General features: G+C 47.2%; 15 protein-coding genes and 2 pseudogenes. 3 read left to right on the top strand and 14 right to left on the bottom strand.

Annotation, left to right across the window (positions count from 1 at the left end):
• Window positions 1–91: 91 nt before the first annotated feature.
• The 9 genes and pseudogenes from LDL18_RS00885 to LDL18_RS00845 form a co-directional block, all read right to left on the bottom strand.
• A pseudogene (locus LDL18_RS00885) lies at window positions 92–511 on the bottom strand (IS5 family transposase); the annotation flags it as partial.
• A gap of 15 nt (window positions 512–526) precedes the next feature.
• Window positions 527–733, bottom strand: a pseudogene (locus LDL18_RS00880) (transposase); the annotation flags it as partial.
• A 401-nt stretch (window positions 734–1,134) separates the two neighbouring features.
• Window positions 1,135–1,866 (bottom strand): RNA methyltransferase, encoded by a 732-nt coding sequence (locus LDL18_RS00875; protein ID WP_296506174.1) that lies wholly within the window; start codon window positions 1,864–1,866, stop codon window positions 1,135–1,137.
• Window positions 1,863–2,333, bottom strand: coding sequence for a transcriptional regulator NrdR (gene nrdR, locus LDL18_RS00870; protein ID WP_296506172.1), 471 nt, complete (start codon window positions 2,331–2,333; stop codon window positions 1,863–1,865). The genes LDL18_RS00875 and nrdR overlap by 4 nt, the downstream gene beginning before the upstream one ends.
• Before the next feature lie 4 nt (window positions 2,334–2,337).
• On the bottom strand, window positions 2,338–3,627 hold the full coding sequence (gene glyA, locus LDL18_RS00865; RefSeq protein ID WP_296506171.1) for a serine hydroxymethyltransferase: 1,290 nt from the start codon (window positions 3,625–3,627) through the stop codon (window positions 2,338–2,340).
• Window positions 3,628–3,646: 19 nt separating this feature from the next.
• Window positions 3,647–4,120 (bottom strand): ribose 5-phosphate isomerase B, encoded by a 474-nt coding sequence (gene rpiB, locus LDL18_RS00860; protein WP_011241022.1) that lies wholly within the window; start codon window positions 4,118–4,120, stop codon window positions 3,647–3,649.
• A 218-nt stretch (window positions 4,121–4,338) separates the two neighbouring features.
• Window positions 4,339–5,553: a 5-aminolevulinate synthase gene (gene hemA / locus LDL18_RS00855; RefSeq protein WP_296506163.1), complete on the bottom strand. Its 1,215-nt coding sequence runs from the start codon at window positions 5,551–5,553 to the stop codon at window positions 4,339–4,341.
• Window positions 5,554–5,687: 134 nt separating this feature from the next.
• Window positions 5,688–6,518 (bottom strand): glutamate racemase, encoded by an 831-nt coding sequence (gene murI, locus LDL18_RS00850; RefSeq protein ID WP_296506161.1) that lies wholly within the window; start codon window positions 6,516–6,518, stop codon window positions 5,688–5,690.
• Window positions 6,519–6,542: 24 nt separating this feature from the next.
• A complete protein-coding gene (locus LDL18_RS00845; RefSeq protein ID WP_296506159.1) occupies window positions 6,543–7,955 on the bottom strand; it encodes an MFS transporter in 1,413 nt (470 codons plus the stop codon).
• Between the two features lie 293 nt (window positions 7,956–8,248).
• On the opposite strand from LDL18_RS00845, the gene plsY reads away from it, so the two are divergent.
• From plsY to topA, 3 genes are all read left to right on the top strand, one after another.
• A complete protein-coding gene (gene plsY, locus LDL18_RS00840) occupies window positions 8,249–8,887 on the top strand; it encodes a glycerol-3-phosphate 1-O-acyltransferase PlsY (protein ID WP_296506157.1) in 639 nt (212 codons plus the stop codon).
• Between the two features lie 49 nt (window positions 8,888–8,936).
• Window positions 8,937–10,094 carry a DNA-processing protein DprA gene (gene dprA / locus LDL18_RS00835; RefSeq protein ID WP_296506155.1) on the top strand — a complete coding sequence of 386 codons (1,158 nt, stop codon included), beginning with the start codon at window positions 8,937–8,939 and terminating at the stop codon, window positions 10,092–10,094.
• A gap of 151 nt (window positions 10,095–10,245) precedes the next feature.
• Complete coding sequence (topA, locus tag LDL18_RS00830; protein ID WP_296506153.1) at window positions 10,246–13,959, top strand: type I DNA topoisomerase; 3,714 nt, start codon at window positions 10,246–10,248, stop codon at window positions 13,957–13,959.
• Window positions 13,960–14,356: 397 nt separating this feature from the next.
• On the opposite strand, the gene LDL18_RS00825 is transcribed toward topA, so the two are convergent.
• The 5 genes from LDL18_RS00825 to LDL18_RS00805 form a co-directional block, all read right to left on the bottom strand.
• Window positions 14,357–15,115 (bottom strand): HesA/MoeB/ThiF family protein, encoded by a 759-nt coding sequence (locus LDL18_RS00825; RefSeq protein ID WP_296506150.1) that lies wholly within the window; start codon window positions 15,113–15,115, stop codon window positions 14,357–14,359.
• Complete coding sequence (gene dut / locus LDL18_RS00820; protein ID WP_296506148.1) at window positions 15,112–15,552, bottom strand: dUTP diphosphatase; 441 nt, start codon at window positions 15,550–15,552, stop codon at window positions 15,112–15,114. Before dut ends, LDL18_RS00825 begins: the two co-directional genes overlap by 4 nt.
• A 31-nt stretch (window positions 15,553–15,583) precedes the next feature.
• Entirely contained in the window at window positions 15,584–16,837 is a 1,254-nt protein-coding gene (gene coaBC / locus LDL18_RS00815; protein ID WP_296506146.1) for a bifunctional phosphopantothenoylcysteine decarboxylase/phosphopantothenate--cysteine ligase CoaBC, read from the bottom strand.
• Window positions 16,838–16,861: 24 nt separating this feature from the next.
• The gene (gene ubiB, locus LDL18_RS00810; protein WP_296506144.1) at window positions 16,862–18,397 is read right to left on the bottom strand and encodes a 2-polyprenylphenol 6-hydroxylase; all 1,536 of its coding nucleotides are present in this window, start codon (window positions 18,395–18,397) and stop codon (window positions 16,862–16,864) included.
• Window positions 18,398–18,400: 3 nt separating this feature from the next.
• A partial coding sequence (locus tag LDL18_RS00805; protein ID WP_296506140.1) for a ubiquinone/menaquinone biosynthesis methyltransferase occupies window positions 18,401–18,773 on the bottom strand: 373 nt, incomplete at its 5' end.

Here is an 18,773-nt window from a genome sequence, read left to right as displayed (position 1 = left end):
CGGACAATTCCTGTCCATGTCATCATTCTCTCCATCTCTTCTCAAAGATAGATGAAGCTTAACATAGGGCTATTGTTCGAAAAATTTCGGATTAGGTTCTGCTGACAAAGGAAGGTAACCATAATTTTACAGCGGCGAGATGAAGGAAGGCGAGGAAAGATTTTTTGGTTTTATCATAGCGGGTGGCGATACGGCTGAACGGCTTCAACTTATTGAACATCCGTTCGATATGATTACGATCTTTGTAGTGCTGTAGATCGTAAGGGATGTACTCTTTTCGATTAGAGCGAGGCGGGATAACAGGAAGGATACCTCGAAAAAGCAGTTTTTCGCGTAGCTTATCGCTATCATATCCTTTTTTGCTGAGAAAATGGCGGGGCGTTGTGACAGGAATATCTATCAAGCTGTCGGCACCTGAATAATCAGAGACTTCACCACCCGTCAGTTCGAAAGCTAGAGGGCGGCCTTGAGTATCGGAACGGGCGTGGATCTTGCTCGTAAAGCCTCCGAGGCTTCGACCAAAGCCTTACCTTTTGTGTCCCCATTTTGCGACAGCCGCTTGGCTGTGGGCGAGAATGATCGTGCTATCTATCCTATGTTGCCCTTCATCCGTCAGGCCAAGGTCAACGAGAGTTTCAAGAAGAGTGTCCCAGACACCTTGTTCCGCCCACCTACGAAACCGAACATAGACCGCATTCCATTTTCCATAGCGTTCATGCATATCTCGCCACGGGCAGCCTGTTCGAGGAAATTAAAGCATACCATTGAGAAACAACCGATTACTTTTTGCGGGACGCGCGCTGCGGCCTCGTTCGCTTGGAAGAAGACCCTCTATTATATTCCACTCCGCGTCCGTCAGATCTCCTCGCATCCTGCCTACCCTACAAAAACTTGGTCTCAATTTATCCCTGAAAATCTTAAATTATACCCTTTGTCAACAGAACCTAACCCTTAGTGGCCGGATGCACCGTCTTTTCTCTACGAAAAATATCAGATTTCAGCCATTCTGCGACGGTCAACTACATAATAGAAATGTCTACCCATGACTTTCCGATCAGCCTCTTAGAGAGACTATGCCTCATCATTTCTACGGGCATTGTATTTTTCTTAGATATATTACCTTAACTTAATAGCTTATCCTTTATGGGCATTATGCCTTGGTTTTTCCAAGGTTGAAAGCACGCCCCGCAATGTCCTTATCTCCATGCTATTCCATGACGGCTTGGTCAAAAGCGTCCGCAAAGTTCTCTTGATTGTCGGGATGCGCGGTATTGGGAAAAAATAGCCATTTTTATCAAGCATATTTTCCAAATGCTCGATCATGGCTTCCAATTCTTCTTGTGGTGCAGGTGGCTCCATTTCCACTTTGGTGGGCTGAACCAAAATTTGTTTCTTCGACCATTCATAAGCCACAAGAATAACAGCCTGCGCCAAATTCAGACTTGAAAATTCAGGGTTAACCGGAACCGTAATGATTGTTCTTGCCAAAGCGACATCATCCGTTTCCAATCCGGCTCTTTCGGGGCCAAAAAGAATACCAACGCCACCTTCTTGTCCATGAATAGTTTGCGCGGCCTGTTCAGGGGTCATCACCGGCTTGGTCACGCCACGCTTACGAACTGTTGTGGCATAGACATGCGCACAATCCGCTACAGCTTCTGCGACGGTTGGAAAAACGCGCGCTTGTTGTAACACGCGATCAGCCCCGCTCGCAGCAGGGCCCGCCGAAGGGTTAGGCCATCCATCACGTGGCGCAACAAGACGCAAATCATCTAGCCCAAAATTGAGCATAGCTCTTGCCGCTTTACCGATATTTTCGCCCAATTGCGGACGGACGAGGATAATAGCAGGTACAGCTTTACTCATTCTTTGACAGCTTCAATAACAGAACGGACAGATCGAGCGAAATCTTCAAAATCACGCGCTTCGGTAAAGTCCTTATAGACGCTCGCAAAACGAATATAAGCAACACTATCAAGCGTCCTTAAGCCTTCCATCGTCATTTCACCAAGGCGAACGGCCGTAATCTCACTTTCGCCCGAAGCCTCAATTTTCTGTTGGATAGCATTAACCAAAAGTTCGATCTGATCGGGCGATATCGGCCGCTTTCGACAGGCAATCGAGACCGATCGTATCAGCTTGCTGCGATCGAAAGGCTGGCGATGGTCATCTTTTTTGATAACGACAATATCGCGCATATGGATGCGTTCAAAAGTCGTAAATCGCGCACCGCATTCTTCACATTGCCGCCGCCGACGGATAGCCGTCCCATCTTCAGTGGGACGACTATCTTTCACTTGGCTATTTTCACAAGAACAAAAAGGACAGCGCAAGAGATTACAATTCCGGATAAAGAGGGAAGCGATCGCATAGCGCTTCGACACGCTGACGAACAGCGTTTTCAACCGCCGGATCACCTTGTTCGCCCTTGCTGCTCAAAGCATCAAGCACATCAGCAATCATGTCAGCGACCTGAAGGAATTCCGCTTTACGGAAACCACGGGTCGTCGCCGCTGGCGATCCCAAACGGATACCAGAGGTTTTAACTGGCGGTAACGGATCGAAAGGAATACCGTTTTTGTTGCAGGTGATACCGGCGCGTTCCAAAGCGCAATCGGCATCACGGCCAGTCACACCCAAAGGCCGAAGATCAACCAAAGCCAGATGCGTATCCGTGCCACCTGTAACCAAATCGCTACCGCGTTCTTTCAAGCGCGCAGCCAAGGCTTGAGCATTTTCGACAACGGCTTTTGCATATTCTTTGAAAGAAGGCTGCAAGGCCTCACCGAAAGCAACTGCTTTTGCCGCGATGACATGCATCAAAGGGCCACCCTGCATACCGGGGAAGACCGCCGAATTGATTTTCTTTGCCAAAGCCGGATCATCGGTCAAGATCATACCACCGCGCGGGCCACGCAAAGTCTTATGCGTCGTCGTCGTCGTGATATGGGCGTGCGGCACAGGCGAAGGATGCACACCACCCGCAACCAGACCCGCAAAATGCGCCATATCGACCATAAAGGTAGCACCGACTTCATCGGCAACCTTACGGAAGAAGGCAAAATCGATATGGCGAGGATAGGCCGAACCACCAGCAATGATAACACGTGGCTTGTTCTTCAAAGCCAGATCGCGCACCTGATCGTAATCGATCAACTGGGTTTCAGGATGCACCGCATACTGAACTGCATTGAACCATTTGCCAGACATGGCCGCCTTAGCACCATGGGTCAAATGCCCACCGGCATCCAAAGACAGGCCCATAATAGTATCGCCGGGCTTCGCGACCGCTAAAAGAACGGCACCATTTGCCTGCGCGCCGGAATGCGGCTGAACATTGACGAATTCGCTGCCGAATAATTTCTTGGCGCGATCGATCGCCAGAGATTCGATTTCATCGGAAGGGGCGCAACCCTGATAATAGCGCTTACCGGGATAGCCTTCAGCGTATTTATTGGTAAAGACAGAGCCTTGCGCTTCCAGAACAGCACGGCTGACAATATTTTCAGAAGCGATAAGCTCGATCTGCTTGCGCTGGCGGTTCAATTCATGATTGATCGCCGTCAACACATCGGGATCAGCCGCAGCCAAGCGATCGGTAAAGAAAGATGCCGTTTCTTTAGTCATAGAGGATTAAGCCCTTAAACTAGATATTGAACTGAGGATTCGAAAGTTTATCGATGCGGCGAACATGACGTTCACCTCCAAACGGCGTTGCAAGGAAAGCTGAAATACAATCCTTAGCGGTTTCAATGCCGATCAATCTCGCACCCATAGCGATCACATTGGCATTGTTATGTTCTCTTGCCAAACGGGCAGTAAGGTTATCCGTAATCAAAGCGCAACGGGCAGCCGGATGGCGGTTGACAGCGATCGAGATACCGATTCCCGAGCCACATAAAGCAATACCGAAATCAGCGGTTTTTTCCGCGATCGCGACAGCCAGCTTATAACCGTAATCGGGATAATCGACTGAATGGTTTTCATGAGGGCCAAGGTCTTCGACCTCATGACCAAGCTCTTTCAGCCAAGTAATCAAGGTTGATTTCAACTCAAATGCTGCGTGATCAGAAGCAATCACCAGCTTTTTTTTCGTATTTGATGGCACAGCAGAGGTCACCTAAATTTTCCCCAAGTCAAACCTTGTCTGTTTTTTTATCCAGCAAGATAAAATTCCAGAAAGCAAGCCCTTTCAGGCCTTAAAGCGCCTTTGTTCTTAAGCATTTCAATCAGGAATGAAAACCATTTGCTCTAATCAAAAGCAGAAAAAACCGACCTGAGAGCAAAAACAGGTCGGTTTTTATCATTATTTAACAAAAATTAAAATAAAATAATAAATTATGCAGCAAAACGCATATCAAGGCGATGCCAAATCGCGACCAAAGAGTCAGTTAATTCACGCAGCATCGCTTCATTATGGGTCGGGCCGGGGGTAAAGCGCAGTCTTTCAGTGCCACGTGGGACGGTCGGGAAATTGATCGGCTGGACATAAGCGCCATATTCATTCAGCAAAATATCCGAAATACGCTTGGTCTTGACCGCATCACCGACAAATAACGGGACGATATGGGTCGTCGTTGCCATAACCGGCAAGCCAGCCTCCTTAAACATCTGCTTTAACAAAGCAGCATGCTTCTGCTGGGCTTCCCGTTCTTTAGAAGATATCTTCAAATGGCGAATGCTGGCCAAAGCGCCTGCGGCCAATACCGGTGCAAGCGAAGTGGAGAAGATAAAGCCAGGCGCATAGGAACGGATGACATCTACGATCAACTGATCGGCAGCGATATAACCGCCCATGACACCAATAGCTTTTGCCAAGGTGCCTTCAATGATCGTCAGGCGATCGGCCAAGCCTTCACGATCGGCAATACCGGCACCACGCGGGCCATACATACCGACAGCATGCACTTCATCAAGATAGGTAATGGCATTATATTTGTCGGCAAGGTCACAAATTGCCGCAATAGGAGCAATATCGCCTTCCATGGAATAAACGCTTTCAAAAGCGATCAGCTTCGGCAGATCTGGATTTTCAGCCGCCAGCAATTCTTCCAGATGGGCAAGATCATTATGCCGATAAATCCGCTTTTCACAACGTGAATTACGGATACCAGCGATCATGGAAGCATGGTTCAATTCATCGGAAAAGATGACGCAACCGGGTAAAACCTTGGCAATCGTGGACAAGGTCGCTTCATTGGACACAAAACCAGACGTAAAGGTAAGGGCGGCTTCTTTGCCATGCCATTCCGCTAACTCGGCTTCCAATTCGCTATGATAATGGGTGGTGCCGCTGATATTGCGGGTGCCGCCTGATCCTGCACCCACATTATTCAGGGCTTCTTCCATCGCCGAAATGACTTCGGGATTTTGCCCCATCGACAAATAATCATTGGAACACCAAACCGTAATCGGGGTTGGGCCATTATGACCGGCGAAACAACGGGCATTGGGGAAATGGCCTTTATTCCGCAAAATATCGATAAATACACGATAGCGGCCTTCTTTATGCAGGCGCTCAATCGCTTGGCTAAAAATATGTTTGTAATCCAAAGGATGAATCCTTTTGACGAAAGAGGCTTGTTTGACAGCCTGACTATAAGAAGGAAGATATAATCCTGCTTTTAACCCTGTCTTAAAGATCAGACTAGGGAAAAAACGAAAAAAACAAAATAATCTGGTCGATTTCAGAGAAAGACAATTTCGTTTAATCCTCGTTTCTTAATATTTTCCCTGAAAGGGGCAAGAATTTCAGTCGGTGATGTATAAAGCAACTGGCCTTGCGGTGATGCTTTTTCATATGCCTTTACCGGCCATAATGATTTTAATTCGCATTTACTCGCTAATTGATCGGCCAAATATCTGGCTCTTCTCGCTATGCCTTCGCTACCATCAATAAATAACAGGGGACGCGGCGCAACGGCTTCTAATTCTTCTTTGACCAAGGGAAAATGGGTGCAAGCTAAAACAACGACATCTATCTGGTCACCGTTGGGCTGCTGTAACAGACGGTCTAATTCCTCACGATAAAGGGCAAGATCGCTTTTTTCGCCCCGTAATTTGGCCTCGGCTAAGGTTACCAGATTGGCAGATCCCTGCCGTATCACGGTGCAATCGCTGGCAAATTCTTCTGACAGATGATCGACATAGGGCTGACGAATGGTCGCTTCTGTCCCCAACACGCCAAAGACATGGCTTTTTGATAATTTTGCCGCCGGTTTGATTGCAGGCACCGTGCCGACAACCGGAATTTGTAAAGCCGACCGAATAAAGGGCAGGGCGATAGTCGAGGCGGTATTACAGGCAATCACTAACAAGGACGGATCATATCTTTCGACTAACCGCCCCAATAAAGCTGGCACACGGGTCGCAATCTCTTCTTCACTTTTGGTGCCATAAGGAAAACCGCCATTATCCGCGACATAAAGGATGGGCGCTTCCGGCAAAGTCTTTTTGACGGCGGCCAAAACCGATAACCCGCCCACACCGGAATCAAAAAACAACACAGGATAGGACATTCTTTATCCTTGAATAGAGCCTCACTAAGAGCGGTTTTTTCTTAAAATCGGCTTCTTTAGCAAACGCGACAAACTGACCATACAGGCCAAAAAGGCAATAAAAATACCGATCCGCAACGCGATTTCTGCACCGTGATCAGTTGAAAGATAAAGGCAAAAGGCAACCAAAGTCGCGCCCGTTGTCTGTCCTAAAATTCGGGATAGCCCTAAAACGCCGCTGGCGGCACCGCTCCGGCTTGGCGGGGCGCTACTCATCAAGGCGCGTTGATTGGGGGACAGGAAAAAACCGAATCCACCGCCAGACCATGCCATCATCATCATCGCGATAAAGGGTTTCGTATGTGGCGGTAAAATAGAAATAAAACCAATACCAACACCTAAAAGAGCAAGACCAATCCCTCCTAAGATGCCCGCTGGATATCGATCGGACAAACGTCCGGCAATCGGTGCAAGAAAGGCACCCGCCAAAGGCCAAGGGGCGATCAAAAATCCGGTCATAATAACATCAAAGCCGAGCTTGCCTTGCAACAGAAAGGGCATCGCCACAAAAACCATACCCTGTACAATGAAAGCTAAAAAAGCCGTTATCGCTGATAAAGAGAAAAAGGAAATACGAAACAGATCAACTGCCAATAATGGCCTTGCATGGGAAGACTGCCGCCTGACAAGGAATATGCCTAAAAGAAGGGCGACGACTTCTTCTATAATCGGAAGGGCAGTCATAGAACCATGGGCAAGCTGTCCCAAACCATGCACCCATAACGCAAATAGACTGGCACAGATAACTGCCGGAATAATATCAAATTTCTGGCTCTTACCTTTATTTTCTTTCGGTAATTTTTGCCATGACAGGAAAAAGGCTAAAATACAGACGGGAACATTGATTAAAAACAACCAATGCCACGAGGTGAAAGACAAAATAATTGAAGCCATTGGCGGGCCCGCGGCAAAGCTAACCGCCATAACAAGGGCATTTAGGCCAAGCCCTCTTCCCAACATATGGGCAGGATATATTTGACGTACCAAAGCCGTATTGGCCGACATAATCGCCGCAGCCCCAATGCCTTGCACAAAACGCGCGGCTACCAAACCCAGAAAAGACGGCGATAGTCCACAGGCCAAAGAGGCCAGAATAAACACAGCAAGGCCAGTCAAAAACACTTTTCGATGGCCTTTTAAGTCGCCATAGGCCGCAAAAGGTAGCATGGCAGCCACCATCGACATTTGATAGGCGGTAATAATCCAGACAGAATCCGAATGTCCGGTGCCAAGGTCACGCGCGATTGAAGGTAAAGCGGTGTTGACAATAGCGGTATCAAGAATGGCCATCGCCACAGAAACCGATATGGCACCCATCGCCTGATTTCTGTTCTGTCGGGTCATCCCCTCAAGATCAGAAGAATTCGTTTGGCCGTTTTTTGGGTCGTCTGGCATCATAAAATATCCATCAAGGCTCGACGTATTCTGCTTCAAATAAGAAATGAAACAAGGCGTATATTTTTTATCAGACCGTCTATGTCTTCAAATTTTGAAAAATACTACCGCCAGACCACAAAATATGTCTCTTCTGAATTGTTTTAAAAATTTTCATTACTCAAAAATTGAAATTTCTTTTCCTTTTATGGCGTGACTGCCGTCTCTCTTAAAAATCATTGACCTTGCTTTCCCTTTTTCATTCCGCTTTAAAGCTTCCATTTTGAAGCATATTTGGAATGATAAAGGCAGAATCCATGTCGCTAGAGATGATTGCAGTTCTGATTTTTACGATGGGCTATCTGTTGGGATCGGTGCCTTTTGGCCTGATTTTAGCTCGTCTTTTCGGTTCTGTTGATGTCCGGCAGGTCGGTTCAGGGAATATCGGTGCCACCAATGTTCTCAGAACGGGACGGAAAGATTTGGCGGCTCTGACCTTGTTTTTTGACATCGGCAAAGGCGCTTTGGCCGTTCTTCTCGCTCATGGTTTTTCCTATCACCTCTATCAAAAAACCGGATGCGCCCCTGATCTCACATTGATTGCAGGGGCGGCGGCCTTTATCGGCCATTGCTATCCGGTCTGGCTTGGCTTTCGTGGTGGGAAAGGGGTCGCGACCATGCTTGGTGTTTCCTTTGCCGCTTGGTGGGTCGCGGGCGTAGTTTTTGCTGTTGCATGGCTTCTATCGGCTAAAATTAGCCGTTATTCCTCGGTCGGCGGCATGGTTGGCGCGATTGCCGCCACAATTTCGGTCATGTTTATGCCTGCGTCTCACGAAATTCATCAGGTCTATATGGCGCTTTTCTCCGGTATGACGATTTTATTATTGTGGCGACATCGCGGTAATATCAAAAGACTGTTATCAGGGCAGGAAAGCCGTATCGGCGACCCGCAATAAAGCCCTCATTCAAAGGCGACACGCCTTCATTCCATAACAGGCCAAGGTCATGACCTCATCTCGCTTCCCGTCTATGACAGAGGAAGATTACCGCGCCTCTTTACGGCTTATCCGAACGCCTCGTATCGGGGCTGTAACCTATAACCGATTGATAACCCGATATTCGTCACCCCAAGAAGCACTAAAAGCCGTGCCGCTTCTGGCTAAAAGGGGCGGCGGCCAAGCGCCCAAAATCGCCTCTGAAAAAACGGTCAATGAAGAAATCGAGCAAGTCAAAACCTTAGGCGCGCGTTATATTTTTCGCCATACGCCTTATTATCCACCGCTTCTCGATCAATTGGATAATGCCCCTCCAGTTCTCTTGGTAAAAGGGAATCCGCGCTTATTGCAAAAACCCAGTATTGCGATGGTAGGGGCGCGGAATGCCTCGGCTGCGGCTTGTCGTTTTGCCTATGATCTCGGACAAGAATTGGCGAAAAAAGGCTATCCGGTTATCTCCGGTCTGGCACGCGGCATTGATACCGCCGCGCATCAAGGGGCGGGGATAGATAAAACGCTTGCGGTTATTGCGGGGGGTCTCGATAGTTTTTACCCACCCGAAAACAAAGAATTGCAGCAGGCTATTTCAGAAAAAGGTTTGGTGGTCAGTGAAATGCCGCCCAAAACCGAACCGAAAGCCCGCCATTTTCCAGCCCGCAACCGGATTATCGCTGGAATTGCCCTTGGCGTTTTGGTGGTCGAGGCCTCTCCTAAATCCGGTTCCTTAATTACCGCGAAATTGGCGACAGAAATCGGGCGGGAAGTCATGGCCATTCCGGGTTTTCCGATGGATGCGCGCAGCCAAGGCTGTAACCAGCTTATCAGGGAAGGGGCGACATTGATCCAAAATAGCGATCAGATTATCGAAGCGGTTTCTGTCATGGCCGCCCTTTTTGAAGAACCCACCGAAAAAAGCCCTCTCGAACCGCATTTTTCTGGCTTGGAAAATGGCCAGATTGCCTATCGTTCTTCTCCCTCTCTTACCGAGGTCGGATCAAAAGACCGTGAAACTATCCAAAGTCTGATCGGTTCAGCCCCTGTCGGGGTAAATGAACTTATCCGGCAATCGGGGCTAGAAAATGCGATAATCCAAACCATCTTATTGGAAATGGAGCTTGCTGGACGGCTCGAAAGTCATGCAGGTGGACGGGTAAGTCTGCTTTTTTGAATGATTTTTTGTTGCTTTCAACTCTGCCCCGCGAATACAGAATAGATCAACCCTTGTCTGTTTATCATTTTTTCAAAGGGATTTTCCCCTTTGATAACGAAAAAAAAGGCTCACTCTCCGCCGTAAATTGCGCGGAATGGTCAGGAGTATCATGAAACTCGTTGTTGTCGAATCACCGGCCAAGGCCAAAACTATCGAAAAATATCTTGGGTCGGGCTATCAGGTGCTGGCCTCTTATGGTCATATCCGCGATCTTCCCTCCAAGGATGGCTCTGTTAATCCCGACAACGGCTTTTCCATGGTATGGCAAAATTACCCTGACAAAGCCCACCGCCTGAAAGCCATTGAAGACGCGGTAAAAGAGTCTGACAGTCTCATTCTCGCGACTGACCCTGACCGCGAAGGGGAAGCGATCAGCTGGCATATTCTCGAATGGTTAAAGGCTAAAAAACTGTTACCCGATGATGTCGAACGGGTGACCTTTAACGCTATTACCAAAGCGGCTGTTACCGATGCTATGGCGCATCCTCGCCAACTGGATAATGATTTAATCAATGCCTATCTGGCGCGTCGGGCTTTGGATTATCTCGTCGGTTTCACGCTCTCTCCAATTTTATGGCGGAAATTACCCAGCGCCAAATCTGCCGGACGGGTGCAATCAGTCGCCTTACGGCTGGTGGTTGACCGTGAACAGGAAATAGAAGGCTTTAAACCGCAAGAATATTGGTCGGTAGAGGCCGATATGGAAGCCGACAATATCGGCTTTACCTCACGGCTTATCCAATGGCGCGGCCAAAAACTCGAAAAACTGTCTATTGCCGATAAGGCACAGGCCGAGGCCGCCAAATCCGATGTTGAATCCGGCCATTTCACGGTTTCTAATGTCGAAACCAAACCCGTTTCCCGTAATCCGCAACCGCCTTTCACCACTTCGACCTTGCAGCAGGAAGCCGCCCGTAAATTGGGTTTTGCGGCCAGCCATACGATGCGTCTCGCTCAAAGCCTTTATGAAGAAGGGCTTATCACCTATATGCGGACGGACGGGGTTCAGATGGATGAAAGCGCGATTGCCGCGGCTCGAAAAACCATCACCCAACGCTATGACGGCGGCTTTGTGCCGGACAAGCCGAGACAATATCAGGTCAAAGCCAAAAATGCCCAAGAAGCCCATGAGGCTATTCGGCCAACCGATTTTTCCCGCGATAAAGCGGCCAGCGGCGATCATGCCCGTCTTTATGAACTGATCTGGAAACGCGCCCTTGCCAGCCAGATGGCCTCCGCCAAGCTGGAACGGACAACGGTCGATTTAACCGATGGCACGGGACAAAATGTCTTGCGGGTCACGGGGCAGGTGGTCTTATTCTCTGGTTTCCTGACACTTTATGAAGAAAGTGCCGACGATAACGCCAATGACCGCGACGGCAAAGAAGGCCGCGCCCGTTTGCCTTTATTGCGGGCAGGCGATGCCCCTTTGAAAAAAGAAGTCAGGGCAGATCAACATTTCACCCAGCCGCCGCCCCGTTATTCGGAAGCGAGCTTGGTCAAAAAAATGGAAGATTTGGGCATCGGTCGCCCATCCACTTACGCTTCGGTCATTCAGCTTCTAAAAGACCGCGCCTATGTCACGTTGGAACGCAACCGCTTCATTCCCAGCGAAGCCGGACGTTTGCTCACCGCCTTTCTCGAACGTTTCTTTGAACGTTATGTCAGCTATGACTTTACCGCTGGCTTGGAAGACAGCCTTGACGAAATTTCCGGCGGGCGGGCTGATTGGCAAAATATCCTTGATGCTTTCTGGCATGACTTCAGACCCAAAACCGCCGAAGTCATGGAACAACAACCCTCGGCCATCACGGCGGAATTGGATAAATTCCTCGAAGCTTGGCTTTTCCCTGACAAGGGCGATGGTCACGATCCCCGCGAATGTCCCTCCTGTCATACGGGTCGTTTGGCGTTAAAAGGGGGACGTTTCGGTGCCTTTATTGCTTGCTCAAACTATCCCGAATGTAAATACACGCGTGGCTTTGGACAGGGGGAAGACGGCGTTGACGATAACGAACCCGTCTTGCTTGGATATATGCCTGAAAATGCCGATCATTCAGATGATGACAGCTATTCTGACGCATCCAATCAAACAGAAGATTTGACGGCTAAAACGACGCTTTCTGACAAGGATGATCTTTCGTCTAATGCAGCCTCTGCGGCCGATTTACCTTTTGACCCTGACGAACCCCTCTCTTCAACAGGGGAGGCTACCTCTCCCAAATCCAGCCTTACAGACGACAAAACGGTTTCTTCCGGCAATAATGGGGATTCCTCGGCTCATGGGGCTTCGGCAGCGGCTGCAACCTCTGACGAAGTCGATGCGGACAACCAAGCCGGTATCCGTAATCAGGCTCTTTCCGGTAAAAATAACGCAGATCACGCTGCCATTTCCGACAACAAGGCAAATAACAGCAGCGGCGCGATTCTGGCGGCTCAAAAAGGCGGTTCTACTGACGATAAGGCTACGGCCTCCGATCATGATGGGCATATCGGTAGCGGGGCAGATTCTACCCGTCAGGATGCCGATAATGCACCCCTATCTCATCGTAATGGAGATATCGCGGCGGCTTACACGGGTAGTTCTACCGATCATAACGCCCGTCATGCGGTTCTATCCAACCACAAGGAAGCTGCCGATAGTGCCGATAGTGCCGATAGTGTCGATAGTGCCGATAGTAATGCGTTCTCTCATGATCGCAATTCTAACGATGCCTCTGTCTCTTCTGACGATGCCCCTGTCTCTTCTGACGATGCCTCTGTCTCTAAAAGTGATGCAAAGATTGATAGCAACGCCGTTTCTACCGGCCATGATGTCGGCCATGCTATAGCGTCTGATAACAGCCATTCAGATAATGTCGCCCATCTGGCTAGCATGCCTTCTTCTGCGACCTCATCAGTAAAAGTGGCTCTGGAAGAAGACAATGATACGGCCACTAGCAAAGCGGACGCACAAGCCAAAGAGGAAGAAGACTCCAGAAAAGCAAGGGCGGTTACACGCCGGACAGGCCGTTTTGGGCCCTATATACAGCTTGGTGAGGGTAAAAGCGCTAAACGGGTTTCTGTCCCCCGCGATGTCAATCCAAGGGAGGTTGATTTTTCATTAGCCAGCCGTCTCTTGGCACTGCCTCGCGAAATTGGCCTTCATCCCGAAAGCGGCAAAATAATTATTGCCGGAACCGGACGTTATGGCCCCTATCTGAATTGTGATGGCAAATATGCCCGCCTGTCTTCGACTGAAGAGCTGTTGGACATTGACATCGACAGGGCTGTTGTAAAACTGGCCGAAGCCGCCCAAAATAAGGGTCGCACCGGTGCGACATTATCCCGCGAACCCTTGAAGGTTTTAGGCGACAGCCCCGTCACAGAAAAGCCAGTTCAACTGATGAATGGCCGCTACGGGCCCTATGTTACCGATGGCGAAACCAATGCCTCTTTACCAAAAGACACAACCCCCGAAAGCCTAACTTTCGAAGAGGCTTTGGCGTTATTAGAAGCCCGCGCCAAAATGCCGAAAAAGAAGAAAACCAAAAAGGCCGCCGCTAAGAAAAGCACGGCCAAAAAGACCCCTACTAAGAAAGCCGCCCCTAAAAAGGCGACACCAAAAACCGCGACCAAAAAGTCAACCACGACCGATAGCACCGCTTCGGAAGACGGCAGCGCCCCTCCCGAAAAGGCACCTGCTAAGAAAGCTGTCGCGAAAAAAACAGTGGTAAAGAAAACCACTTCAAAAAGCACCGCAACAAAGGCTAGCCCCAAAAAGACAGCCACCAAAAAAACGGTGTCTAAAAAGGCCCCCTCAAAAGACGAAGTAGCCAAATAAAAACAAAAACGGGATAGCCATGGCTATCCCGTTTCTACTTTACATTCTTAGTTTCTTATACTCTGATCTTTCCAGCTTCGCTTGCAAATGCCTGACTATCTATTCAACCCAAGGACAGCAACGGCTTTAATCACAACCTATTTTTACAGCCCCTCTGATTTCAATCTGCAAAGTGATTATTAAATGCGAGCTATAACTCAAGTCGATAGTATCAAGCCTCCACTTCAAAAGACAGCAATGCCACGCCTAACAAGGTGCCCTTAAAGATAGACAGAGCGCTCTATTTATCTATCATCTATTCCATGCCGCTTTAGCGCATAAGATGACTTTATACTCCCTTAGTTATCGCCCCTATCATACTCTTAAAATCTAATGTCTTCACCCAATCAACCCAAAGCTATTCCTCGCTATGGCTGCAACAACAATTCGGGTCTTTTCTCAAAGAGACGGTTCTGAAACGAAAATCTTTGGCATCAATCAGCAGTAGTTTGTCGCCGCTCTCGGAACCAAATCCTGTAATCAAGCGGACAGTCTCAATCGCAGCTAAACTTCCGATAGTTCCAGTCAATGCACCGAGAACACCTTGAGCTGAACAAGTCATCTCCGGTTCACCTGGATCATCACCGACAAAGCAGCGATAACAAGGTTTACTTGCTTCATACCCTTTAAAAACAGCTAACTGTGCTTCAAAACGAATAACAGCAGCGGATACCAAAGGAATTTTCAACTCTGTTGCTATATCGCTGACAACCAAACGGGTTCCAAAATTATCACTGCCATCCACAATAACGTCAGCCTGACCAAGCAGCTTCTCAGCATTATCTGCATCCAGCTTCTGGTCATAAGGTAATACTTTAACATCAGGATTTAGACGTTGGACGACATTAGCAGCCATAGCCACTTTATGCGCTCCGACATCACGTGTCGCGAAAAGCGTTTGCCGCTGCAGATTCGAAAGTGAAACCTCGTCATTATCAATGATAGTAAGCCGCCCGACACCAGCAGCAGCTAAATATTGAATGACTGGAGAACCAATACCCCCAGCGCCTACAATAGCGACATGAGCCGATAATAGTTTTTTTTGCCCCTTACCACCGATTTCAGGTAAAATAATATGACGAGCATAGCGATCGAGCTGATTATCCGTAAGTATCATATGCCGGTTGATCCAAATCCGTTCTGTCCGCGTTCGGTATTATCCAAATCAGTAACCTCGTAAAAGACAGCCTGCGTTACGGGAGCCAAGATCAACTGGGCAATACGGTCACCTCTTTTAATTTCAAAAGCTTCGTTGCTCAAATTAATAAGCAGAATCTTGATCTCACCCCGATAATCGGAATCAATGGTTCCTGGGGCGTTAGGGCAAGCGATGCCATGCTTTAAGGCTAGACCAGATCTGGCACGAACCTGAATTTCATATCCTTTGGGAATAGATATAGCAAAACCGGTTTTAACCGGATACCGTTGCATCGGTTGCAAAATTACGTCCTCTGCTGACACGACATCCATTCCAGCAGCGCCCTCACTAGCATAAGAAGGGAAGGGGAGGTCTGTGCCATGGGATAGACGTTTTATTTCAACTTTTATTTTCATTAGACGATATCCCTCTCTACCAAGCAAAATCTTATTTTGATATAATTGAGGATGGAAAATTGTTAGCGAGGTTAAAATAGTCCGCAATTTTACTCACTAAATGAAGGGCGATCTCTTTTTTAGACATAAGCGCCCAGTTTTCTACATCAGCGTGACTGATAATAGAAATTTTATTATAGTCCCCGCCCATTGCCGAAGGAGCTTCTTCATTTCCAATAACAGAATTGGCAATTACCCAGTCACAACCTTTTTTCTGTAACTTTAACTTTGCATTTTCCAATAAATCTTCTGATTCTGCTGCAAAACCGATAACCAAGAATGGGCGATCTGTTTTTTTATGAGATATCGTCGATAAAATATCTGGATTTTCTATCAGTGTAAGGTCGGGGGCAGATCGGCCTTTTTTATATTTATAAGGAGAATAACGAAATCTCCAGTCAGCAACCGCTGCTGTGAAAATCGCACCATCGGCGGGAAGCGCTGCTTCAACAGCCTCTTCCATTTCAATAGCCGTTTCAACATTCACGCGATCTACACCATCTGGTGTAGCTTGATAAACAGGACCCGCGATGAGGGTGACTTTTGCACCTGACTTTTGTAAAGCTTCAGCAATAGCAAAGCCTTGTTTCCCAGAAGAGCGATTAGCCAAATAACGGACTGGATCAATCGGCTCATATGTTGGTCCCGCCGTCACGATAAAATGCCTGTTTTTTAAACTCTGATGATTTTCTTCACGAGCTAAAAGCGATTCTGTAGATAAAATAATGTCCTCTGGATCGGCTAACCGCCCAATCCCTGTTTCGCCACAAGCCATAGGCCCCGCTTCTGGATCAATAAAAGCGATTCCATCAGATTTTAGTCGATGAATATTTCGTTGCGTTGCTGAATGATGCCACATTCGATGGTTCATCGCAGGCGCCACTAAAATAGGGCTGTCTGCGGCAAGGATAACAGTCGAAGCTAAATCGTTAGCCAAACCATTCGCCATTTTTGAGATAAAATCAGCTGATGCGGGTGCAACAATAATGACATCCGCTTCACGCGCTAAGCGAATATGGCGAATTGAGGATTCTTCACTTTCATCCCACATATCCTGAGCAACTGGATGCCCTGACAAGCTTGCAAGAGCAAGAGGTGTTATAAAATGCGCGCCACCCTTTGTGACAAGACAGCGTATGTCGGCTTTTTTCCTTCGGAATAAGCGGATTATATCCGGAGCCTTGATCGCTGCAATGCTGCCCGAAATAACCAACAGGATTCGCTTTCCGTTTAAAAAAGAAGACATAAATTATCTCTATTTGAAAAGGGATTAAAAAAAATGGTGGTGACCAAGAACTATTCCGAGAATAAATGCGGCTAGGGTTATCAAGGATACATAGTGACCTGTTATAGATTTAACAGGCACTTTATTATCTACAGGATAGAGCTGCTCTTCTATAGTAGGATGGGGGTAATATTGATCCATGCGATCAATTATATCCGGCAATCGCTTCATAGTATTAAGTGTTTTATGGAATTCTTCCGCTATTTTAGCCTCAGGCCCCAGCTCTGATCGCAGCCATTCTCGGACAAAAGGCTCTGCTGTATCCCATAAATTGATATCAGGATATAAAGAGGTTGCAACACCTTCAACGACAACCATCGTTTTTTGTAAAAGTAAAAGATGAGGCTGGGTTTGCATTTCAAATTCGCGCGTTATGGCAAATAATCCATCTAGCATATGACTAATAGAAATATCGCGAACGGATAATCCTCTGATAGGTTCGCCAATAGCTCGCAATGCAGTCGTAAATTCTGCCATGTCATGATGAGGCGGTACATAACCTGCCTCGAAATGAATTTCAGCTATTCGAGAATAGTTACCTGCAATAAGGCCATATAATATTTCAGCTAACCAGCGGCGGGCTTTTTTGTCAATTCGTCCCATAATACCAAAATCAACAACAGCAAGAGATCCATCTTTTAATGCAAACAGATTGCCGTGATGAAGATCTGCATGAAAAAAACCATCGGCAATCGCCTGTCTTAAAAAACTGCGAACAAGACGTGTTGCCAAAGATTTTAAATCATAGCCTGCTTCTTTTAATTTTTGATGGTCTGAAAGTTTGATGCCATCTATCCATTGCATCGTCATCATAGACTGAGATGTTCGACTCCAGTCTATTGCGGGAACTTTGAAATCAGGGATAACCCCCATATTTTCGGCAAGTTCAGAAGCAGAAGCAGCCTCTCTCCTTAAATCCAGCTCGCGTATTGTCCATTGACGAAAAGTTTTGACAACTAATTTAGGGCGCAAGCGGATAAACTCATCATTCCATGACTCTATTTTTGAGGCTGTCCATTCATATGTTTCCGTGGTTTTCCGAAAAGCCTGTTTTATGCCAGGGCGAAGCACTTTGACGGCAACCATGTCACCATCAAGAGTTTCTGCTTGATACACTTGAGCAATAGAGGCTGAACCAATAGGGATTTCATTAAAAAAGCGAAAGGATTTCTCAATAGGGCAACCCAAGGTATTTTCGATCACCGGACGAATATCTTTAAACGGCAAGGGTGGAACCGAATCTTGTAAACAGGCCAATTGATTGGCTGCAGCATCTCCAATTAAATCGGGACGAGTTGCCAAAGTCTGACCAAATTTGATTGCAGAAGGCCCTAAAGCTACAAAAGCACCTGCATAATCAGGCGTATTTTCGACATGCCCTCCTAATTGCAGCAATTTTATTGCAAAGCGAAAAGAAAATGGAAAAGTTGTAGAATTCTCTGCTGCTTTTAAAATACCATGCTTTGATAATATTCTGCCCCAGCGAAATAATCGCCAGAGATGGACAACGGCTAATGTCATTAATTAGACTTTCCAACCGCTATGTATCGCGACCAAACCGCCTAAAATAGGTCTTGCACGTATTTGAACAAAACCTGCAGATTTAATCATGTCAGAGAATTTTTCTAAATTCGGGAATCTTTCGATCGATTCAATAAGATAGCGATAACTACCTTCATCATTGGCCAATAATTGGCCGATTTTAGGCACAATATGCGTCGAATATACTTTGTAAAGATTAGAAAATCCCGGCCATTTCGTCTGAGAAAATTCCATGCAGAAGAAACGACCTCCAACTTTTAAGACGCGCCAAGCTTCATCTAAGGCCTTTTGTATATGAGTTACATTTCTTATACCAAAAGCTATAGTATACGCATCGAAAACATTATCGTTAAAA

The sequence above is a fragment of the Zymomonas sp. genome, from assembly GCF_020216885.1.
Taxonomy (GTDB): domain Bacteria; phylum Pseudomonadota; class Alphaproteobacteria; order Sphingomonadales; family Sphingomonadaceae; genus Zymomonas.
The sequence above is the reverse complement of the archived record's forward strand: the minus strand, read 5'-3'. Positions and strand labels throughout refer to the sequence as shown.